The organism is Vibrio sp. TMPB1044 (assembly GCF_030442075.1).
Classification (GTDB): Bacteria; Pseudomonadota; Gammaproteobacteria; order Enterobacterales; family Vibrionaceae; genus Vibrio; species Vibrio satsumensis.
In genome coordinates this window covers 36,757-56,794 of record NZ_JAUJED010000017.1, presented here as the reverse complement: position 1 = coordinate 56,794, position 20,038 = coordinate 36,757, and the positions used below count along the sequence as shown (strand labels likewise).

The window sequence follows — 20,038 nt, the reverse complement described above, 5'->3', positions numbered from 1 at the left end:
TGTTCGCTAAGCGCTTACAGCTTGAAGCGGCTGATTTCGCTTTCTAGCTCGTGAGACAGTTCAGAAAGCTGCGCAGCTTGCTCTGCAGCTTGGTGTGCTTCGTCCGCTAGCTCGTTAGATACGTCACGGATTCCCTCAGTGTTACGAGTGATCTCAGACGTTACTGACGCTTGCTCTTCTGCAGCTGAAGCAATCTGTGTTGCCATGTCGCTGATGCGTTCAACAGCAGCATGGATTTGCGTCAGGCTTGCAGCCGCTGAGTTCGCGTCATCAACACTGGTTTCAGCAAGAGTACGGCTATCGTTCATGATGTTAACCGCTTTGCCTGTTGTACCTTGCAGCAACTCAATCGTTTGTTGAATTTCTTGCGTTGAACCGTGTGTACGTTGGCTCAGAACACGAACTTCATCCGCTACTACCGCGAAACCACGACCTTGCTCACCGGCACGCGCTGCTTCAATAGCGGCGTTAAGTGCAAGTAGGTTCGTTTGTTCAGCGATACCTTGAATGTTAGACAGGATAGCGTTGATGCTGTTGCCGTGCTCTTCAAGTTCTAGAATCACGTTCGTTGCAATTTGAACTTCTTGAGCAAGGTTTTGGATAGAGCTTTGCGTCTGTGTCACCTGACCAGTACCGTGCTCACACGCACCAACCGCTTCAGATGAGTTCTGAGCTGTGTGGTCTGCGTTACCTGCGATTTCTTGTGTTGCTGCAGCCATTTCGTTAACGGCTGTTGCTACCATGTTGATCTCGTCTTGTTGCATTTGGATACGAGCACTACGTTCTTCAGCTTGAGAAGCCGTTTGACGTGCTTGGTTGCCCAGCGCAGCAGATACTTCGCTTAGCTTGATCACCATGGTGTGCATATTGCCCACAAAACGGTTGAAGTTTGCAGCAAGCTGACCAATTTCGTCGTCGCTCTTAGGCTCAAGACGTTGAGTAAGGTCGCCCTCACCTGAAGCAATTTCTTCAAGAGCAGCTGAAACACGGTTTAGGTCGCGGAATAGGAAGCTCACTAACCAAGACACAAGTACGATTACAATTAGCGTGATAATTACAGCAGTGATGATCAGCTGAGTAAGTAGCGTTGAGTGGTTCGCTTCTTCTGTTGCTTTGTCCATCTGAACCGCGAAGATCCAGTTACTGTTAGGTACCTTCGTGAAGTAAAGCAGCTTCTCAGCACCGCGCTCTTTGATGATCTCGATACTACCCGTACGCACTGCGTTCTCGATAATAGGCATAGAGATGTCATTAGAAAGTTGGCTTACCGGCTTCAAGCTTAATGCTGAATCTGGGTGAGCTAGGAATGTGCCGTCAGAGGCATCAATTAGCATTGCGTATGCATTGTCACCAACATCAAGACTGATTACATCGTTAACCAATTGGTCAATAAGTACGTCTGCACCAACAACACCAACAAGTTGGCCGTTGTGGCGAACCGGTTCTGCAATCGTTACTAGAAGCGCTTTAGTAATCGCATCTTGGTAAGCAGTGGTGATGATTTGCTTACCTGCAGCGTTTGCTTCTTGGTACCAAGGACGTTGACGAGGATCGTAATCTGCACGATTACGTTCAGGGTGTGAACGGTACATCCCGCCTTCTGGAGTACCTAAAAAGATATCGTCAAAGCCACCCGCTACACGAGCTTGCTTGAGGAAAGGAACAACATCACTTTCTCGTGAAAACTCATTAAATGCTGATGCGATATCGGTACGGATATCAATCCAGTTCTTAATACCTTCAGATGCTGCTTCAGATACGCTTTCAGCTCGTAGGTATACGCCATTACGAGTCTGTTCAAATAATTGGTTTGCTGACAACCAAGTCAACGCTGTAGCCATAACGACAACAGCAGATAGGCTAGCACCTATCAACTTCTGCTTTAGTGTTAGTTTCATGTCAAAGTTTCACGAGTGGTGGGAAATCCCGCGCATACTACCCAATATCAGTATTAAATTCGAGCGATTTCACAATTTAATATCGGAATATAATTTTAAGCAAACCATAAGCTTACCTAATGTCAATTCCTTGGCTTGTCGCCAAATTTAAGGCGCTATTTACTATGTGATTATTAGAAATAATGTCAGATTTAGTACGGTAAAAAAACAAAAAGGCAGAAGAGTTTCCTCTTCTGCCTTCATATTATTTACCGCTCTACTGCGTATAAATTGCAGTAGATTTTAGCTTAGAAAGCCTAGCGTTTTTCTGTACGCATACCCATTAGCAAGCTCACACACATCAGTAATAGAATGATGGTGAATGGCAATGCCGTCGAGATTGCACCCGCTTGCAGAGCTTGTACTGCTTCAGTACCACCAACCCACAATAGAGCGACAGCAATCGCACCTTCAAGGAACGCCCAGAACACACGTTGAGGCACAGGCGTATCAACTTTACCACCCGCGGTGATGCTATCGATTACTAGAGAGCCTGAGTCAGACGATGTAATGAAGAAGACTAAAACCAATACAACCGCAATGATTGAAAGCAGAGTACCAAATGGTAATACATCAAACATTTGGAACATCGCTAGCGATACATCGGTTAAACCTTCTTGACCAAGAATACCAATGTTATTCACGATTTGGTCAATCGCCATACCACCAAACACTGACATCCAAATGATAGTCACGGTAGTCGGTACAATCAGTACTGCTGTGATGAACTCACGAACCGTACGACCTTTAGAAACACGAGCGATAAACATACCTACGAATGGTGACCATGAGATCCACCAAGCCCAGTAGAATACCGTCCAACCGTGTAGCCAAGCTTCATCTTCACGGCCGTGAGGGTTACTCAGCGGAATGATGTTTTCGATATATGCCATCAATGTTGTTGGGATTGAACCCAGCGTCACTGCATAACCGATTAGCGCAACTAAGATCAGCAGTAAGAAAGCTACTAGCATATTGATATTACTGATAACTTTAACGCCACCATCAATACCACGAAGTACGGAGACAACCGCTAATAAAGTCACCACTGTAATGACAATGACTTGCAGCCCTAAGCCCGCTTCAATACCGAATACATGCTGAATACCACTTGCCGCTTGTTGTGCACCTAGGCCAAGCGATGTCGCCAAACCGAATAGGGTTGCAAGAACTGCAAGAATATCAACAATGTGACCTGCCCAGCCCCAAGCTCTATCACCTAAGATTGGGTAAAAGATAGAACGAATTGAAAGAGGTAATCCCTTGTTGTAAGAGAAGAAAGCAAGTGACAATGCCACTACACCATAAATCGCCCAAGGGTGCAGTCCCCAGTGATACATGGTTGCACCTAGTGCTAGCTTAGCCGCTTCTGGTGTATTCGCTTCAACACCTAACGGCGTTTCATACCAACCTGTGTAGTAAGCAGCTGGCTCCGCCACACTCCAGAACATCAAACCGATACCCATACCTGCAGCGAACAGCATGGACAACCAAGACATGAATGAGTAATCAGCGGTTGCATCAACGCCACCTAGGCGGATTTTACCAAATGGAGAAACAATCAAGCCCAAGCAAAAAATAACGAAAATGTTACCGGACCAGATGAACAGCCAATCAAATGAATTGATAATTTGCCATTTAACACCATCTAGTGCTGCCTTTGCTGAAGCGGTATCTGTAAGTAGAACACCGATCAAGAATAAGGCGATAAGTCCCGCACTGATACCAAATACTGGGTTATGAACATCAAAACCCCATTTTTGGACGTTATCTTGACCAACAGTGTAATCCGTACTGTCGATACTGTATTTATCTATACCTTTAGTCATTATCCCTCTCTACGGAATACTAATAGGGTCTATTGACCTCGTATCCCTTACTTACCTGCGACTTAATTACAAACTCGAACATACAATCCAAGTAGTACAAGTTGTTGTCACAATAATTCAAATACTTGGATGTCTGAAGTTTAGCAGGTTAACTTGTTGTTTTCAGTAAACCAGAATCGGTTCGATGAAATTACAAACAAAATTCACGTAATTACTCAAGTTTATGACGAAAAAAAGGCCGACTATGCCGACCTTTTTATCAAAAATACTTTTAACTCAAAGCATTTTGATGCTTAACCAATTGATTTTCAGTTCGTAAACCTAACAATAAGCTTAGGCACATAAGCAATAATATGAAGGCAAATGGTAGCGCCATTGATACCGTTCCAGCTTGTAATGCTTGAATAGATTCCGTACCACCAACCCACAATAGAACCGCTGCAATCGCACCGCCCATCAACGCCCAAAATACGCGTTGTGGAACAGGGGCATCGACTTTACCGCCAGAGGTAATACTATCGATAACCAATGAACCTGAATCAGACGAGGTGATAAAGAACACCATAATCAACCCAATCGATACCACTGAAAGCACAGAGCTCATTGGCAGTGCATCGTAAGTATGGAAAAGAGAAAGTGTAATATCTTGCAGACCATTCACACCAATCTCACCCACCTTGTTCGCCACTTGATCAATCGCGATACCACCAAAAATAGCCATCCAGATGATGATTACTGTCGTTGGGATGAACAATACAGCAACGATGAATTCACGAATCGTACGACCTTTAGAGATACGAGCGATGAACATGCCTACGAATGGAGACCAAGACATCCACCACGCCCAGTAGAATACCGTCCAACCTTGCATCCACGTTTCATCATCACGACCATGAGGATTACTTAAAGGAATGAAGTTTTCAATGTAGCCCATTAGAGCGGTTGGGATAGCTTTAATACCCGCCATGCCACCAGCGATGGTTACGAAGATAAGCAAGCCCAAAGCAACCAGCATGTTGACGTTACTTAGTACTTTTACGCCACCATTGATGCCACGAACAACGGACATTGTTGCTAAGAAAGTGACCACTGCGATAACACCCAGTTGCATGCCAATACCGCCATCGGTACCAAATACATGGTTAATACCACTTGTTGCTTGTTGAGCACCTAAACCCAATGAAGTTGCAAGACCAAACAGTGTTGCAAGCACAGCAACGATATCAACAATATGACCAAACCAACCCCAAGTTCTATCACCTAAGATAGGGTAGAAAATAGAGCGGATTGATAGAGGTAAACCTTTATTGAAGGTGAAGAAAGCAAGCGCCAAAGCAACAACAGCGTAAATCGCCCAACCGTGAAGACCCCAGTTGTAGATGGTCGCGCCGAGCGCTAACTTCGCCGCTTCAGGAGAGTAAGCTTCAACACCTAATGGCGTTTCATACCAGCCAGTGAAGTAAGCCACTGGTTCAGCAACACCCCAGAACATTAGGCCAATACCCATTCCCGCGGCGAATAACATCGACATCCAAGATAGGTTTGAGTGCTCTGCTTTGGCATCATTGCCACCAATACGTATCTTGCCATACGGGGAGACAATGAGGGCAAAACAGAAGATAACGAAGATGTTTGCTGCCCACATGAAGAAACCATCGAAGTTACCGATGACTTTCCATTTGATTCCATCAAGCGCCGCTTTTGCGGTTTCAGGGTCTGAGACTAGAAGTGCCAACAGGAAGATAATGATCGCCCCTGCACTGATTCCAAATACTGGGTTATGAACATCAAAACCCCATTTCTGAACGTTATCTTGTCCTACTGTATAATCGGTATTTTCAATACTATACCTATCTTTTACAGGCTCCATGCTTCCTCTCTAATTTGCAGCGCACTGTTTGCAACATTGCATTCGGCGCTTAAATTTCGAAATGAAGAATATCAACCTGTCGCAAAAATACTAAAAAAACCTCCATAAAGGAGGCCTAAATTGCACATTTAGTAATTAAATTACACATTTAATGTAATTTAGCGTAAGATTAGTCCACAAGCCCGGAGCTGACTGCGTATTTAGCAAGCTCTGCTGTAGAGTGAATGTCCAGCTTATGCTTAATATTCTGTCTATGGGTTTCGACCGTTCGATAGCTGATATTCAGTGCCTTCGCGACCTCTTTACTGCTCTCCCCTTTTGCGACTAATTTCAGCACAGCCTCTTCACGTCTGCTCAATGGATTCTTCACAGATGGCGTCGGAGTAATCGGCTGAGTAAACAAATTCTGCGTTACTTTTTCACAGAAATAGGTTGAGCCTTGATTGACCGTTTTGATTGCCTGCACCATTTTTTCAGCCGAAATCTCTTTCAACATATAGCCGACCGCACCCGACTGCATCACCTTCATAATGTATTCACGGTTGTTATGCATGGTCAGCATCAACACCTTGGCTTCAGGGTCTTCTTCTTTAATCAGGTGGGTCGCATCAATACCATTCATGATGGGCATGCTGATATCCATCAACACCACATCAGGGCGCAGCGTTTTCACTGTCTCAACCGCTTCTAATCCATTACTGGCTGTGCCTATCACGCTAATATCAGGCTCGAGTTCTAATCTCGCCATAAAGCCATCCAGTACGACTTGGTGATCGTCAGCAATCACAACTCGAATAACTTCACTCATTCACTAATCCTTCTAGTGTCAGTAACACCGTAATTTCCGTTCCGAAACCAATCTCACTCATCAACTCAAAATCACCGCCAATGAACTCCACTCGCTCTCTCATGTTACGCAGCCCGATCCCTCGCTTTTCCATCGCTTTATAGGTATTGAAACCGACACCATTATCTTGGATAAGCAGTTGCAACACGTTACCAATTTGCTGGGCGATAACCGTTACTTTGGTCGCTTGTGCGTGTTTCTCTATGTTATTCAGGGACTCTTGTACCACTCGATACAAGGTCGTTGCGGCTTCTGATTTTAACTTACCCGGTTGAGTGCTAAATAAAGTTTCCACCTCAATGCCGGAGTGCGCCTGAAAATCTAATAACAACGAAGACAATGCCGCTTCTAAGCCTATGTCATCCAGTGAACTTGGGCGAAGTTGATGTGAAATGTGCCTCACCTCTTCAATCGCTCGCATCAGTGAGTGCTGTGACTTATTCAAATGTGCTTTAAGGTCTTCACTTTGTAACTTATTACCGAGTAGCTCTAAGTGGCAACGACTCGACACTAATAATTGATTAATACCATCATGTAACTCACGCGCTAAGTGCTTCTTCTCGTCCTCTTGAAACATCACCGTTTTATGTGCCAGTTCCTTCAAATTGTTATCGGCAATGCGATGTTCATGCATGTTGATGGCTAAGGTAAGCACGATAATAACGGCGACCGTCACGCTCAAAATCACCACAATCGAAAAGAACGTGGTTTCAATGTTCTTGTTTATTGCAGCCTGCATCGAAGCCACTTCTTGATGCACATCTTCGATATACAAACCGGTGCCAATCATCCAGTCCCAACGCTCTAGCCAAGCGGCGTAGCTCAACTTAGACACCACCTCACCCGTCGAAGGCTTTTGCCACAAATATTGGTGAAAACCACCTCCGGTTTGCGCCTCTCTTAACAGAGCTTCTATCAGAAAGTCGCCATCCTCATCTTGCAGTTGCAGTAGGTTTTGACCTATCAACTCTGGCTGTATTGGATGAACCAAGTTGGTCCCGTGGCGATCATAGGCGAAGAAATACCCATCAGAGCCATATCTAAGTTTAGACAATATGGTTCGAACTTCTTTTTTGGCTTGAGCTTCTTGGATATTTGGATCGTTATAAATGTGTTCTATGGCATCGAACGCAAGGTCAACCGTGTCTTTGAGGGCGTTTTCGCGCGACTTGATTAGGCTATCTCTAAAGATCTCAACTTCTTTATCACCCAATGTCTTGGTTTGATGTAACGAGATCCAGCTGATACTCGCCGTTACGAGCAGCAACGGGAGCAGCGTCAGCAAAATCAGCTTGGCTTTTAGAGGCATTCCTTTCCCTCACAAAAAACGGCTTACTGAACATCAATAAGCCGTTTTACTTTATCAATTTATAGATAGTCGTTGAAACATATCATTCACATTCTAGGCTTCACTCACATTCCATAGAAAGAAGGGAAAGCGAGAAGTGATCCAAGTACGAGGATTTGAATCAGAATGAACGGCATCACGCCACGATAGATGTCCTTCGTCGTCACGCCTTTTGGTGCTACCCCTTTTAAATAGAACAGACTAAAACCAAATGGCGGCGTTAAGAAAGAGGTTTGTAGGTTCATCGCGATAAGGATAGCGAACCATGTCATGTTGATGCCCATCAGTTCAGCAACTGGCGCAATGATCGGCACGATGATGAAACAGATCTCTACGAAGTCGATAAAGAAACCCAAAATCAAAATCACCAACATAGTAATGATCAGGAAGCCCCATTTCTCACCTGGCAGTTGTAGCATCCACTCTTCAACCAGATAGTCACCACCCGTGTAGGTAAACGCCATCGAGAACGCTGTTGCACCCAACAAGATAGCGAATACCATCGCCGTGACTTTCACCGTCTCTTTAGACGCGTCATACACCATCGACCAACTAAATTGACCGTATAGCAAAGCAAGTACCATCGCACCTGCACCACCGAGAGCAGCAGACTCTGTTGGCGTAGCAACACCCGCAAAGATTGAACCCAGTACCACTATGATTAACGCGAGAGGTGGAAGAATCGCTTTAAGTGCATCTAACACTTCTTGCTTACGGCTGATTGAATCATCTCGCTCAATCGGTTGAGCCGCTTCAGGGTGGAGCTTGGCGTATATCAAGATATAAAGGATGTACGCGCCAACTAACATCACGCCCGGCCAAATTGCGGCTTGGAACAAGTCACCAACAGGCACGCCAAGAACATCGCCTAATAGAATCAAAACGATAGATGGCGGGATGATTTGCCCTAACGTACCAGACGCACAAATAGTGCCGCAGGCTAAGCCTTTATCGTAATTGTATTTGAGCATTACCGGCAATGAGATAAGTCCCATTGCAACAACAGAAGCACCAACGACGCCAGTAGAAGCCGCAAGCAGTGATCCTACTAGTACGGTTGAAATCGCGATACCACCACGAACACCACCAAACAATCGCCCCATAGACTCAAGCAACTGCTCAGCAAGCTTGGTCTTTTGCAGAACAAGCCCCATGAAAACAAACAATGGAACGGCCATCAGCACCGTGTTTTCCATGATTGATTGAATTCGATATGGCATGAAGGCAAACATTTCGATGCCCTCAGCCCAAACACCAAAGATTAACGCGATACCACCAAAGGTAAACGCTACTGGGAAGCCAAGTAAAAGTGCAAACAAGGCTACGAAAAACATTACTATTCCAATCATGTTCAGCCTCTACTTGTTCTTTGTATGAGTATTGTTTACATGCGTGTTAGTTGCATGGATAAGGTGCGGATTAAAAATCTTGTTCAGTGAATGCAGGATCAAACCTACGCCACTGAGTGCCATTAAGAAGAATGACAACGGGATCATGGCTTTGATGATCCAGCGATACGGCAGGCCACCCGGATCGCCTGAGGTTTCACCAAGTTCATAGCTCTCTTTGGCCACATCAATACCAAACCAAGCTACCAACAAACAAAACGGCAGTAGGAAGATAAGCGTACCTAACAGATCAATAATGGCTTGCGCTTTAAAGCTCAACTGCTCATAGAAGACGTCGACTCGAACATGACCACCCGCTTTGATGGCATATGGCACACCTAATAGGAAAACGGCAGAGAACAGATGCCATTCCATCTCTTGGAAGGCGATAGAGACATCGTTGAATGCATATCTCATGACAACGTCATACACGACGTTGGCGATCAGTAAAATAAACAACATACTGGAAAGCCATCCCAGTGCATCACCGATACGATTAAACAGGCGTTCAATATAAATTAGACTTCGCATTCCCGACTCCATGGAATTTGAAAAGACATCGCGCAGTACAGCTAACCCAACTAAAAACGATTCAGTTTATAGCTAGCAATAGGCACGACGTAGAAAGGGTTCTTGGGCATTTAATTATTATGTTTAAAATGAACCCTCGGCTTATTCGCTCTTAAATACTCAATAAGAAAAGCGTCGGGTTCATTTAGATTCAGTTCAACAAGGGGCGATTATTTCGCTTGGCTATTTAGGTAAGCTCTATGTGAAATATCCGTCCATGAGCGCACTTGCTCTAGGTAACTTGCTTGTGAAGCTTGGATCTCTTTCGCCAATTCATCTTTCTCAGCATGTGCAGCAAGTAGGCGATCGTTCGCTTCTTTCAGTGCAGACATAACCGCTGGCGGGAAGTCTTTCACTTGTACATCTGGGTACTCAGTCTTCATTGAAACCCAGTTCTTACCACTTTCGTGCGTAGCTTGTGTGTACATGTCGTAAGCCGCGGTACGCATTGCAACACGTAAGATTTCTTGTAGATCTTCAGGCAGCTTGTTCCAAGTGCGCTTGTTCACTAGGAATTGAAGCTCTGAGCCCGGCTCATGCCAACCTGTGTAGTAGTACGGCGCGATTTTGTGGAAACCCATACGCAGATCAAGTGATGGACCTACCCACTCTAGTGCATCAATCGTGCGACGTTCTAGAGACGTGTAAAGTTCACCTGGGGCAATATTCGTCGGTTTAGCACCTAGCTCAGCAAGAATCTCGCCGGCAAAGCCTGGGATTCGCATTTTCAGACCTTGTAGATCTTCAACGCTGTTGATCTCTTTTTGAAACCAACCACCCATCTGAATATCTGTGTTACCACCTGGGAACGACATCAAGTTGTGTGGAGAGTAAACTTGCTCCATCAACTCCATACCACCACCGTGATAGAACCACGCGTATTGTTCTGCTGGCGTCATACCGAAAGGCATAGAAGTGAAGTAAAGAGTGTTTGGAACTTTACCTTTCCAGTAGTAAGAGCCTGAGTGACCCATGTCGTATTGACCAGACTTGACCATGTCAAAAACGCCAAGAGGGGCTTTGTGTTTGTTTGCTGAATCGATTCTGATTTGAAGTCGACCATTCGACATCTTCTCAGCCATCGCTGCCATGTTCTTAGTTGCATCACCGAAAACTGGGAAGTTTGGTCCCCACGTTTCTGCAAGCTTTAAACGGTAAACCTTATCAGCGGCTGTAGCACCAGTAGCGACCAAAGCTAAACAAGCCGCAGCGGTTACTGCAACGTTTTTAAAAACTCGTGTGAGGGAGTTAGAAATGAGACTCATGTTCACGTCCTTTGTTGGGTTAACACTCTTTCTATGAGCATTTTTTATGATTCAACATAAGAGTGCACCGTGATGAGGTAACAAGATATCAGGGAGAGCACGCACGACAGGCGTACACAAACTGCGTATTAGACCAAAGGATTACGTAGAACTACGTAGGAGATGATTAAGTGATGTCGATTTTAAAGGAATCACCTTATTCACTAGAGGAATGTTTATTGATAAATACCTAAGTATTAATAATTAAATACCGTTAACAATTGATTGCCATTTCGTGATGAGGCTCTATTCTCACCACACCTCAAATACGCACCTAAATGCACTCAATCCGAGAAAACCATAATTTCAGAGAATCAGAAAACCAACTTTGATGCTTATTGATTTAAAACATAGGACTCGCGAAAGACAGACTAAAAACGTAAGGGGTCAGTCAATTGGAAATAAGGCTTCTGGGGTTGATTTTAATTTGGGTTTGAATGTGAATATGGGATTAGGATTAGGATAATCCGACAAATACAAAAAAGCCTCGAAAATCGAGGCTTAAAAACTTAACGAAGCGAATAGAATCCCAAAGGATTAGATAGCTTTGTAGATAACCTTGTTACCTGCTAGCTGCTCTTTCGCTACTAGGTTTTCTTCAAGAAGTTTTTTCAATGCGCCTGTTGCCCATGAAGCTGCTTTCGCGTCTTCTTGACCAGCTGCTAGGCCGATACCTTTAGGGTTAATGCCTTCAGCATTGCTAACAACGATGTCTAGAACTTGTTGTTGCTTAGGAGTCAGTGCTACTGCAACTTCTTTAGTTGCTGCTACTGCTTTTTCTACCGCTGGTTTTGCTGCTACAGTTTTTTCTGCTACAACTTTCTCTGCGACAGGCTTCGCTTTTTTCGGCGTTGCCACTGCTTTAACTACAGCCGCTTTAGTGCGTTTCTGCAGTTTAGCCTGCACCTTACGCTTATGAGCAAGTCTCATTGAATATTTCTCCAGTTCACTGCTCTTTTCGCAGTGGTGAAAATTTGAAGCGCGATTTATACCAAAAAACAGGAGCTATTTGTAGAGTGAAGCGTCGAAAGTCGACGAAAAATACCGATATTGTCTACTAGCGTCTATTATTTAAACATCGACTTATCAATTCAGGGTCATATACACTGGTTATCCATCCAGACAAAAATATGAAAACTTGGTGTTGCCTATGGACACTCGTCACCTTACTAATTTCTCTTTGCCTTCATTCACTCGCTCGTACCGTATCCTCGCCGTTATTTTAGGCTTCATTTGCTTGATCGTTGCGCTCTACAGTGACAACCCAAAGTTACTGATCGTGGGTGCTTTTTGCAGTATTGCCCTTCTGGGAACCGGCTACTATTTGATGCTGCGCAGCCGAGTGATGTTCACACTCACCCCGACTCATTTTCAGCAGCATTTTTATAAAGGGGGCTGGGTCTTAAAGTGGAACAACATCCAAAAAATTGGGCTTTGCACCTATGAACAAGATGGCTGGCACCAACCTTTGCCTTGGATTGGTATCAAGGTTAAAGATTACTCGCCCTACCTCGATTCGATCTGCCCTAAAATCACCTGTGAGTTATTACTCAGCCAACGAGCACTTTTGTATCTAGGAGCCAAACAAGCGGGTAAAGAGTCAAACTTTGAAGATATGGTTCTCGACTCATCGCATTACCATACGCGCTGCACTGAGAACGGTTGTGTGGAACTGAGCCGATATAAAGAGTTAAAAAATACTGAAGAGGTAAGCTTCAACGATAGCCAAACACAGACGACCTCAGAATCATCTGATGAAACGAACAATCAAAGCACGGTGATTAAAGACTATTCTGGATTACAGGCGATGCTTGCCAACAGGATGAAGTATCAAAGGGGCTTCCACGGTTATGATATTTTCATATCAACTCAAGATTTAAATATGAGTGGAGAAGAGTTTGTTGGACTGGCTCGACGCTACTTGGCTGCTGCTGAACGCCTTTCTGACTAAGGGTTGCCAGTAAATTCGCGCGCAATAAAAAAGCTTAGCTTTCACAACAAAAGCTAAGCTTCATTTTTCAATCAATCGACACGAACAACTGGTCTTTTAATCAAAGGCTTAATTAGTACAGAGGCATTTCATCTGCTACGAACGGGTTTGATGCGCGCTCGCGACCGAATGTCGATTCAGGACCATGACCCGGAACGAATGTTACGTCACTGCCTAGTGGCCAAAGCTTTGTCTTAATTGAAGCGATAAGTGTATTGAAATCACCTTGTGGGAAGTCAGTACGACCAATTGCGCCGTTAAACAATACATCACCCACAAACGCTAGACGTGCTTGCTCGCTGAACAGTACAACATGGCCTGGAGTGTGGCCCGGCGTGTGAATCACGTCGATCACTTGATTACCAAACGTGACTTTGTCACCCTCTTCTAACCAAGTGTTTGGTTCAAAGGCTTTACACAGTGGAAATCCAAACATTTGGCTTTGATTCTCTAGACCTTGAAGCCAGAAGTTATCGGCCTTATGTGGACCAACAATATTCACCTTTAAGATCTCAGCAAGTGGTACCGTACCACCAACATGATCTAAGTGACCGTGCGTCAGTACCAAGTTCACCACTTTAACACCTAGCTCTTCAATGATCGCAGCTAGTTGTTGAACATCACCGCCCGGATCGACAACGATGCCTTCCATTGTCTCATCACACCACACAATTGAGCAGTTTTGAGAGAAAGAGGTAACAGGTACAACTTGATACTTAAGAGACATATACAAACCTTAGAGGGCAAACTGAAATTTGGGCAAACTATGACATTGGATGTCTACTTTGACAAGTACCTAGCATTCGCTCGCAAACTCAACCTAACTCTACCAGCTACGTACTGGGCCAGTATCGATATGGATAAAGTTGCTACGTGCATAATAACCAACACCACCGGCATTCAGGCTTTTGGCTACGTCTCTTAGCTCTTTCAGATCGACACCATCGATACGAAAATCGATCGCTTTACCAAGCATGTGATAACTCTTCTTCGCCACGCCACTCGACTTTGAGCGCAATGCTTCATTGGTCGCTGGAGAACGGTAACCAGAGATGATCTGGACTTCTTTTTGAATACCTAACACGTTTTGAATCTGAGTGATCTGATCAAACAGGTTTTTATCCATTGGATGAATTTCATTGCGGCGGAAATCGCGACATAGCTTGCTAAGGCGTGCCATCTCGTCACCAACATAGTTAGTACCATCGAAATAACAGGTCTCTAATCTTTCACCGGTGTGAAGGTTATTCATGCTAATCGTTCTTGGTTGATCCGGGTATGAAGCAAAAGCGATAGAAGGTGTAATTGAGGCGATAACAGCGGTACCACCAGCGTAAGTCAGAAACTGACGGCGAGAAAATAAACTTTGAGACATACAGCAAAAAAACCAATTAGATCGAACGAAAAATGCACGATACATAATGGAAATTGCTGCGTCAACGTACTAAAAGCGCTCAAAAGGTTAGTATTTGTAACCTTTACGCGGTTAGTTATTGATCCACATTATAATTTTATCAATAGAAGCTTAGTTGTCATTTTTTAGTCAAGATCACCTTTATTGAACACATTTCAATCAACCACCCTCTTTATCATATTGGTAGATATCGCCACGGTACTGTATGCCCCCTTCTTCAAACAACACGGTTTGATAGATGATATGCACAGGAATTCGCTTTTTGAGGCGAACCTTAGTGTTCGGAGCAAGGTCATCATTTTGGTTCGGTACTTTCCTTACCTTAGTGGCAAACAATAACTCAGCAAGTTCTTCTGCATGTTCGACACGTATACAACCTGAGCTATAAGCACGGAAGTCATCATTAAACAGGCCTTTACTTGGCGTATCGTGCAGATAAATCGCTCTTTTGTTAGGTGTGTTGAACTTGTACAAACCTAATGCATTACTCGAACCCGCCTGTTGACGCATTCGATATGGGAATGAATTGAAATTGATGGTCTGCCAATCTATCTCGGTGGTATCGACCGTTTCCATGGTACGCCAGCCATCAATGACTTGGAAGTTGTGTGTCTCTAAATAGCTTTCGTCCGCTTTTACTTTGGGCAGGATATCTTTGACCATGATTTTCCATGGCACATTCCAAGTCGGGTTTAGAATGACAGAATCGAGGTTTATCTCTAAAAGCGGGGTTTTTCGCGATTTTCTTCCCACGACGACCTTAGACTCAAATACCTCTTCGCCGTCTTCCCAATACTTCATATCAAAGCTAGGCACGTTGACTACTATAAGAGAGTCTCTATTCCTTGGCCACAAGCGAACACGCTCTGCATTCAAAGCCAAAGAGCTCAATCGATCATCGAAGCTCATGTTGATCCACTTGATCGTGTCTGGCCCAATAATCCCATCCGCTGTTAGGCCGTGCATGCGCTGGAAGGACTGAATCGCCGCTTGCAGATCTCGATCAAACACAGGGAAATCGACAGCAATCATAGAGGTATCCACGCCGACCAACGCAATGCGCTCAACAAGAATCGCTTTGTCTGAAAGCTTATCCCCCAAGCGTTTTAAGCCTTTTTGTCTGTACCGCTCAATATCGAGTTCAGACGCGGTTTCTAACACGGAATAGGTTGCTTTGAATTGGTCAAAATCCCCTACTGGCGGTGCGTAAGACAACACCATCTCCAATAAGTAATCATTGGCGACACTGCTTTTTAGTCTCATCAAAATATGGGGGGACGGTGGAGGTAATTTGGAATGCAGCTTACCTGAGAAATACCACTCCTTACCGGCAAATGGTGCGTTTTCAACATAGCTTAAATAGTAGATAAAGGTGTCGGTGAGTAAGATGTCCAACTCTTGCCATTGTGCATGGGATTGATAGTGACGGATTTGCTTGAGTTGTCGTTCAAAGAGTGGTGCCATTTGTGCTTGTTCGAGCAACGACAATTGAAATTCGAATGCCTTAACAAGTTCAGGCGAATCCCAAAGAATAGGGAGAGATGAGTCTTGATAAATGCTCTGGGTTAGTTCGGGATAAATCAGCATGAAAGATAGCTCTGAATCAGCCGGAAAGAAACGACCTTCATCAGAACTCGTATAGCTCCATGTGTGCACAGAAACTAAAACTAATAACCCACAGAAGTATTTCGCGAACATGCTTAACTCCATCACCAACCATCCCATAAGTATGGCAAAGAAATGGGAGTAAGCATGTTATTTTTAAGAGGCTTTATGAATCAGATTGAGCTCCAATGGTTATCCCATTGGATCGATGATTGCTGAGTTGATTTCTCATAAGGCTTGCGCTGACTAACCACACTTCCCGCCCCAGAGCTTAATCGAAACTCTCCATCAAGTAACACGGCACCAGAGGCATCAGATAGCGCAGAAAGCTCAACTAACTCTTTGGTTTCTTTAGACCAAATACCGTAGCAATTCCCTCTTGGCGAGGTCGCGATAATCCAATCATCTGAGGCTGCGATACTCGCAATATAATGATTGAACCTTGCCCATTGCTCCGGCTCCGCATTCAGTGATTCAAACTGCCCACCTTTGATGTGCATCGCCAAAAGTGAAGGATATTCATCCGGTTCGCCGCGATATTGCTGGCCACAAAGTACAGTCTCTGCCCCATCATGCGCTAAGTGTCGAATGCTTAACTTCTTATCCAACAATTCAACCTGATCAAGCAGCTCACCTTGCGATGAAACATAGCTCAAACTAGGCTGCATGGAATCCAAGTTTTTCGGTGTTCTGCCATCAGTATGAACACCACCAACGCCGATAGCAAGATTACCATCAGGCATGATAATCACCTCGTGAGGGCCAATACCAAAACCGGTAAATTCTTCGACCTTACGATACCCTTGTGCGACATCGTAGACGCCAATCACGCCTTGACTGGTGTCGGTTTTCCCTTCAGTGGCATACAATAGTGTGCCGTCTAATGAGTAAACGCCATGACCATAGAAGTGGCGGTTGTTACCTTTCACCACCATTTTGATCTGCTGACCGTTTTTGTAGTCAAACACCATAAAATAGTCACCAGGACGACGAGCAAAAACCACCGCATGTGATGAGGTTGGGCAGATTGCGACGCCATGGCCACGCTCAGGGATAGGTAGCTGGCTCAGTGGCATGCCATACTCATCAGCCACAACCGCGGAATACTGGCCTCGACCATTAAGCGCACAACCAATCAACTGAGGTTTATTCGATGCGCTTTCACCTGAACGGCTAGCACATCCGAACGGCAGCACAGGCACAGCAGCACACCCAAGTGCTGCTTTCAGTAAGGTTCTTCGTGTAGTATCAGTCACCATCGGTAGCATTAAATCCTATTACCACGCCCAGCTCTATCGCCACTTCTTCATGAATCAGGTACTTCAAACGTTCTAGTTTGTTGTATTGAGTCAGCACCTCGCGGTAGCCCTCTTTGCTCTGCAATAACTCAAACAAGCTTGAGTCTGTAGGCCAAGTATCTAGCGTCAATGTGAACTGGTCAGCAACGCGATCAGCTAGGTCGTTTAAGCCCTTCTCTCTCAACAAGCCGTCTAGGCCATTGCCACCGGCAAGGTACAAATTCTGAAGTGCTGCTACATTGGCTTTTAGTTGAGTCATCGAGGTTTGTGCACGCCATGATTCTGAGAAGTAAGGACGCGGATGACCAATTTTCGCCATCGGGCGACTCAGCTTTTTCATGCTGTAATCAAGTTGGTTGGTCAATAAAGCGATGTATTCAGACTCCCAGCGAGTCTCGTCTAGCGCTAACCAAGGGTTAACCTGCCAGGCATCAGCAATAGAGGCAGATTTCATTGCCAAGTTTTGTGCGATCGCTTGTGAAGATAGACAACCAGACGCTTTGTCTTGCAGTAATGGAGATTGCTCGTCGTACAGAGACCACTCCAACGCACCTAGCCCTTGAACGGTCACACTCTGCTGCGCGATTTCGTCTTGAGTCCAAGCTTTGTTCTGCTGAGTTAACTGACGCATCTTAAGACCCGTCGTGTTCTTTTTGTCTGGCCAGAATTGAACATTCCAGCTCTCTTCAAGCGCTGCTGTTGGGCCTCTTTCTTGGCCTTGTAGTGCCATCCAGCTGTTCATTGTGATCTGCCATTGATCTTTCAAAGCGTCTAACTCAACGTTATCCGTTTCACAGTAACCTTGCATCAGAGCTTCTAATTCGCTCGATTGCTTCGCGAATAGCACCGCAGAATCAAACTCTTGTCGATAAACACTGCGACTAATATGGGCTGTAGTGTCTGCTTGATAAGACACACCGTTAATCTCAAATGAAGCGGCTTGCTCACCCGATGATTGGCAGCCTGCCATAATTAATGCCGACAAAGGCATTAACAAAAATTTATGTGTCATGCTGTTACCTTACTTCCTAATTTTTCTTTTAATTATATGAGTTCATTAAATGCGAAACGACCGCTGGCCTCGTATTGCTACAAGTTCAGCGGTGCTAAGTGGTTGAATAGCGGCTTTCTTAAGTCATTAGCCGTTAACTAAACTGAATTCAACTCAGCTTATAACGAGTTTAAGAACGCCAATAGCGCTTCACGCTCGCTGCTACTAAGATCTAAAACGTTTTGTTTCGCCATTTCTGCTTCACCGCCATGCCAAAGCACAGCTTCCATAACATTTCTCGCACGACCATCATGAAGCAAGAACGTGTGACCATTCACTTCTTTGGTATAGCCTAATCCCCATAAAGGTGTTGTGCGCCACTCTTGACCGTTTGCTAGATACTCTGGGCGATTGTCGGCTAAGCCTTCTCCCATATCGTGCAGTAACATATCGGTATATGGGCTGATTAGCTGTTTAGACAACGCAGGTAAGCCTTCACGTTCTGCTGTGCGAATTTCAGCTTGGTGGCAACTTTGGCAACCAATAGCTTTAAACAGTTTTTTACCTTGAACAACCGCAGGCTTATCAACGTTACGACGAATTGGAACCGCCAAATGCTGCGAATAGAACTCAACAAAATCTAGGATGTTATCGCTGACTTCAGGTTCACCACCATTTGGAAAATCATCACAGGTTGATTGAGCTGATGTGCAGTTTTCGTTCGGGAACAAGCTGCTTGTTAAGCCCAAATCGCCGTTAAATGCTGCTGCATTTTGTTGCATTAGGTTTGGCTGTCCGGCTTTCCAACCAAATCGACCCAACGCCATTTCGTTAGTTTGAACATCAAGAACGTAATTGGCTTTGCCTGTTACGCCTTGGCTGTCCGCAGCTTGTTGCTTCGCGAAGCCAAGAATCGTTTCTTGTGGGATGCTCTCAAGTAGACCTAGGCCGATCATTGGTGGCGCAACACGAGCCGAAAATTCTGTTTTAGGGTGCATTTTACCAAACGCGAGTTCAGTGATTTTTAATGTTGGTTTACGCAGAGTAACAACCGTGCCGTCTTTGAATTCAACAGGAACATCGGTGTAGCTGATGTTCACTTTACCCTCTGGTTTCACACCTTGAAGCGCGAAATCTTGTAGCTGTCCACCGTAAGTCGGTTCTGGAATGCCACCATCGCGAATAAAGGCTTGTCTCTGCTCTGGTGTTTCAGCAAGAATACTCAAGCGAACCAGCATGGATACCGCGTTCTCATCGCCTTTTTCTGGCGCGTGGCCACGACCATCTTTGATGTGACAGTTTTGACAACCGTTGGTGTTGAACAATGGGCCCAATCCATCACGTGCATCGGTTGATGATGGTGCAGGAACCCAAGGGTTTCTAAAGAAGCTGTTACCTACGCTGAAATCTAAGCGTTTGCTCATTGGTAGGTTGGCAGCAGGAAGAGAAAAAGCGTTTGCTCCCTCTTTCTTCACGGTTGTTTTGCCACCTGAGTAGGTTTCATGGGCATGTAATGGAGCTAAGAAAAACAGTGCGGTTAATAGTGAGGCTGAGAGATACGACTTCATACATTGCCTTGCTGTGTTTTTGATTTTAGTTTTTATGTGGGAGTAACTTTCATGAGTAACAAACAATTAAGGGCTCAAT

General features: G+C 44.8%; 16 protein-coding genes. 1 reads left to right on the top strand and 15 read right to left on the bottom strand.

The window, feature by feature from the left end; genetic code table 11:
- Positions 1-14 precede the first annotated feature (14 nt).
- The 9 genes from QQ041_RS11320 to QQ041_RS11280 form a co-directional block, all read right to left on the bottom strand.
- The gene (locus tag QQ041_RS11320; RefSeq protein WP_123283373.1) at positions 15-1,898 is read right to left on the bottom strand and encodes a methyl-accepting chemotaxis protein; all 1,884 of its coding nucleotides are present in this window, start codon (positions 1,896-1,898) and stop codon (positions 15-17) included.
- Between the two features lie 296 nt (positions 1,899-2,194).
- On the bottom strand, positions 2,195-3,766 hold the full coding sequence (locus tag QQ041_RS11315) for a BCCT family transporter (RefSeq protein WP_048659559.1): 1,572 nt from the start codon (positions 3,764-3,766) through the stop codon (positions 2,195-2,197).
- Between the two features lie 271 nt (positions 3,767-4,037).
- On the bottom strand, positions 4,038-5,636 hold the full coding sequence (locus QQ041_RS11310; RefSeq protein WP_285953961.1) for a BCCT family transporter: 1,599 nt from the start codon (positions 5,634-5,636) through the stop codon (positions 4,038-4,040).
- Positions 5,637-5,805: 169 nt separating this feature from the next.
- The gene (locus QQ041_RS11305) at positions 5,806-6,444 is read right to left on the bottom strand and encodes a response regulator transcription factor (RefSeq protein WP_102480654.1); all 639 of its coding nucleotides are present in this window, start codon (positions 6,442-6,444) and stop codon (positions 5,806-5,808) included.
- Positions 6,437-7,792, bottom strand: a complete 1,356-nt coding sequence (locus QQ041_RS11300; protein WP_060982443.1) for a cache domain-containing protein — start codon at positions 7,790-7,792, stop codon at positions 6,437-6,439. The genes QQ041_RS11305 and QQ041_RS11300 overlap by 8 nt, the downstream gene beginning before the upstream one ends.
- Before the next feature lie 104 nt (positions 7,793-7,896).
- Positions 7,897-9,180, bottom strand: a complete 1,284-nt coding sequence (locus tag QQ041_RS11295; protein WP_123309824.1) for a TRAP transporter large permease subunit — start codon at positions 9,178-9,180, stop codon at positions 7,897-7,899.
- Positions 9,181-9,189: 9 nt separating this feature from the next.
- Positions 9,190-9,750, bottom strand: a complete 561-nt coding sequence (locus QQ041_RS11290; protein WP_285953960.1) for a TRAP transporter small permease subunit — start codon at positions 9,748-9,750, stop codon at positions 9,190-9,192.
- 209 nt (positions 9,751-9,959) lie between these two features.
- Complete coding sequence (locus QQ041_RS11285; protein WP_123295016.1) at positions 9,960-11,054, bottom strand: TRAP transporter substrate-binding protein; 1,095 nt, start codon at positions 11,052-11,054, stop codon at positions 9,960-9,962.
- A 576-nt stretch (positions 11,055-11,630) separates the two neighbouring features.
- Positions 11,631-12,023 (bottom strand): hypothetical protein, encoded by a 393-nt coding sequence (locus QQ041_RS11280; RefSeq protein WP_004733388.1) that lies wholly within the window; start codon positions 12,021-12,023, stop codon positions 11,631-11,633.
- Between the two features lie 220 nt (positions 12,024-12,243).
- On the opposite strand from QQ041_RS11280, the gene QQ041_RS11275 reads away from it, so the two are divergent.
- On the top strand, positions 12,244-13,044 hold the full coding sequence (locus QQ041_RS11275) for a DUF2982 domain-containing protein (RefSeq protein ID WP_048664740.1): 801 nt from the start codon (positions 12,244-12,246) through the stop codon (positions 13,042-13,044).
- Positions 13,045-13,156: 112 nt separating this feature from the next.
- On the opposite strand, the gene QQ041_RS11270 is transcribed toward QQ041_RS11275, so the two are convergent.
- From QQ041_RS11270 to QQ041_RS11245, 6 genes are all read right to left on the bottom strand, one after another.
- Positions 13,157-13,810 (bottom strand): MBL fold metallo-hydrolase, encoded by a 654-nt coding sequence (locus tag QQ041_RS11270; protein ID WP_010438163.1) that lies wholly within the window; start codon positions 13,808-13,810, stop codon positions 13,157-13,159.
- 99 nt (positions 13,811-13,909) lie between these two features.
- Positions 13,910-14,458, bottom strand: a complete 549-nt coding sequence (locus tag QQ041_RS11265; RefSeq protein ID WP_048659567.1) for a YcbK family protein — start codon at positions 14,456-14,458, stop codon at positions 13,910-13,912.
- Positions 14,459-14,656: 198 nt separating this feature from the next.
- Complete coding sequence (locus QQ041_RS11260) at positions 14,657-16,195, bottom strand: murein L,D-transpeptidase (RefSeq protein WP_146489880.1); 1,539 nt, start codon at positions 16,193-16,195, stop codon at positions 14,657-14,659.
- A gap of 80 nt (positions 16,196-16,275) precedes the next feature.
- Positions 16,276-17,361 (bottom strand): DUF1513 domain-containing protein, encoded by a 1,086-nt coding sequence (locus tag QQ041_RS11255; protein WP_285953959.1) that lies wholly within the window; start codon positions 17,359-17,361, stop codon positions 16,276-16,278.
- Positions 17,351-18,412, bottom strand: a complete 1,062-nt coding sequence (locus QQ041_RS11250; RefSeq protein WP_285953958.1) for an imelysin family protein — start codon at positions 18,410-18,412, stop codon at positions 17,351-17,353. Before QQ041_RS11250 ends, QQ041_RS11255 begins: the two co-directional genes overlap by 11 nt.
- A gap of 158 nt (positions 18,413-18,570) precedes the next feature.
- A complete protein-coding gene (locus QQ041_RS11245) occupies positions 18,571-19,959 on the bottom strand; it encodes a di-heme oxidoredictase family protein (protein WP_285953957.1) in 1,389 nt (462 codons plus the stop codon).
- Between the last annotated feature and the right edge of the window lie 79 nt (positions 19,960-20,038).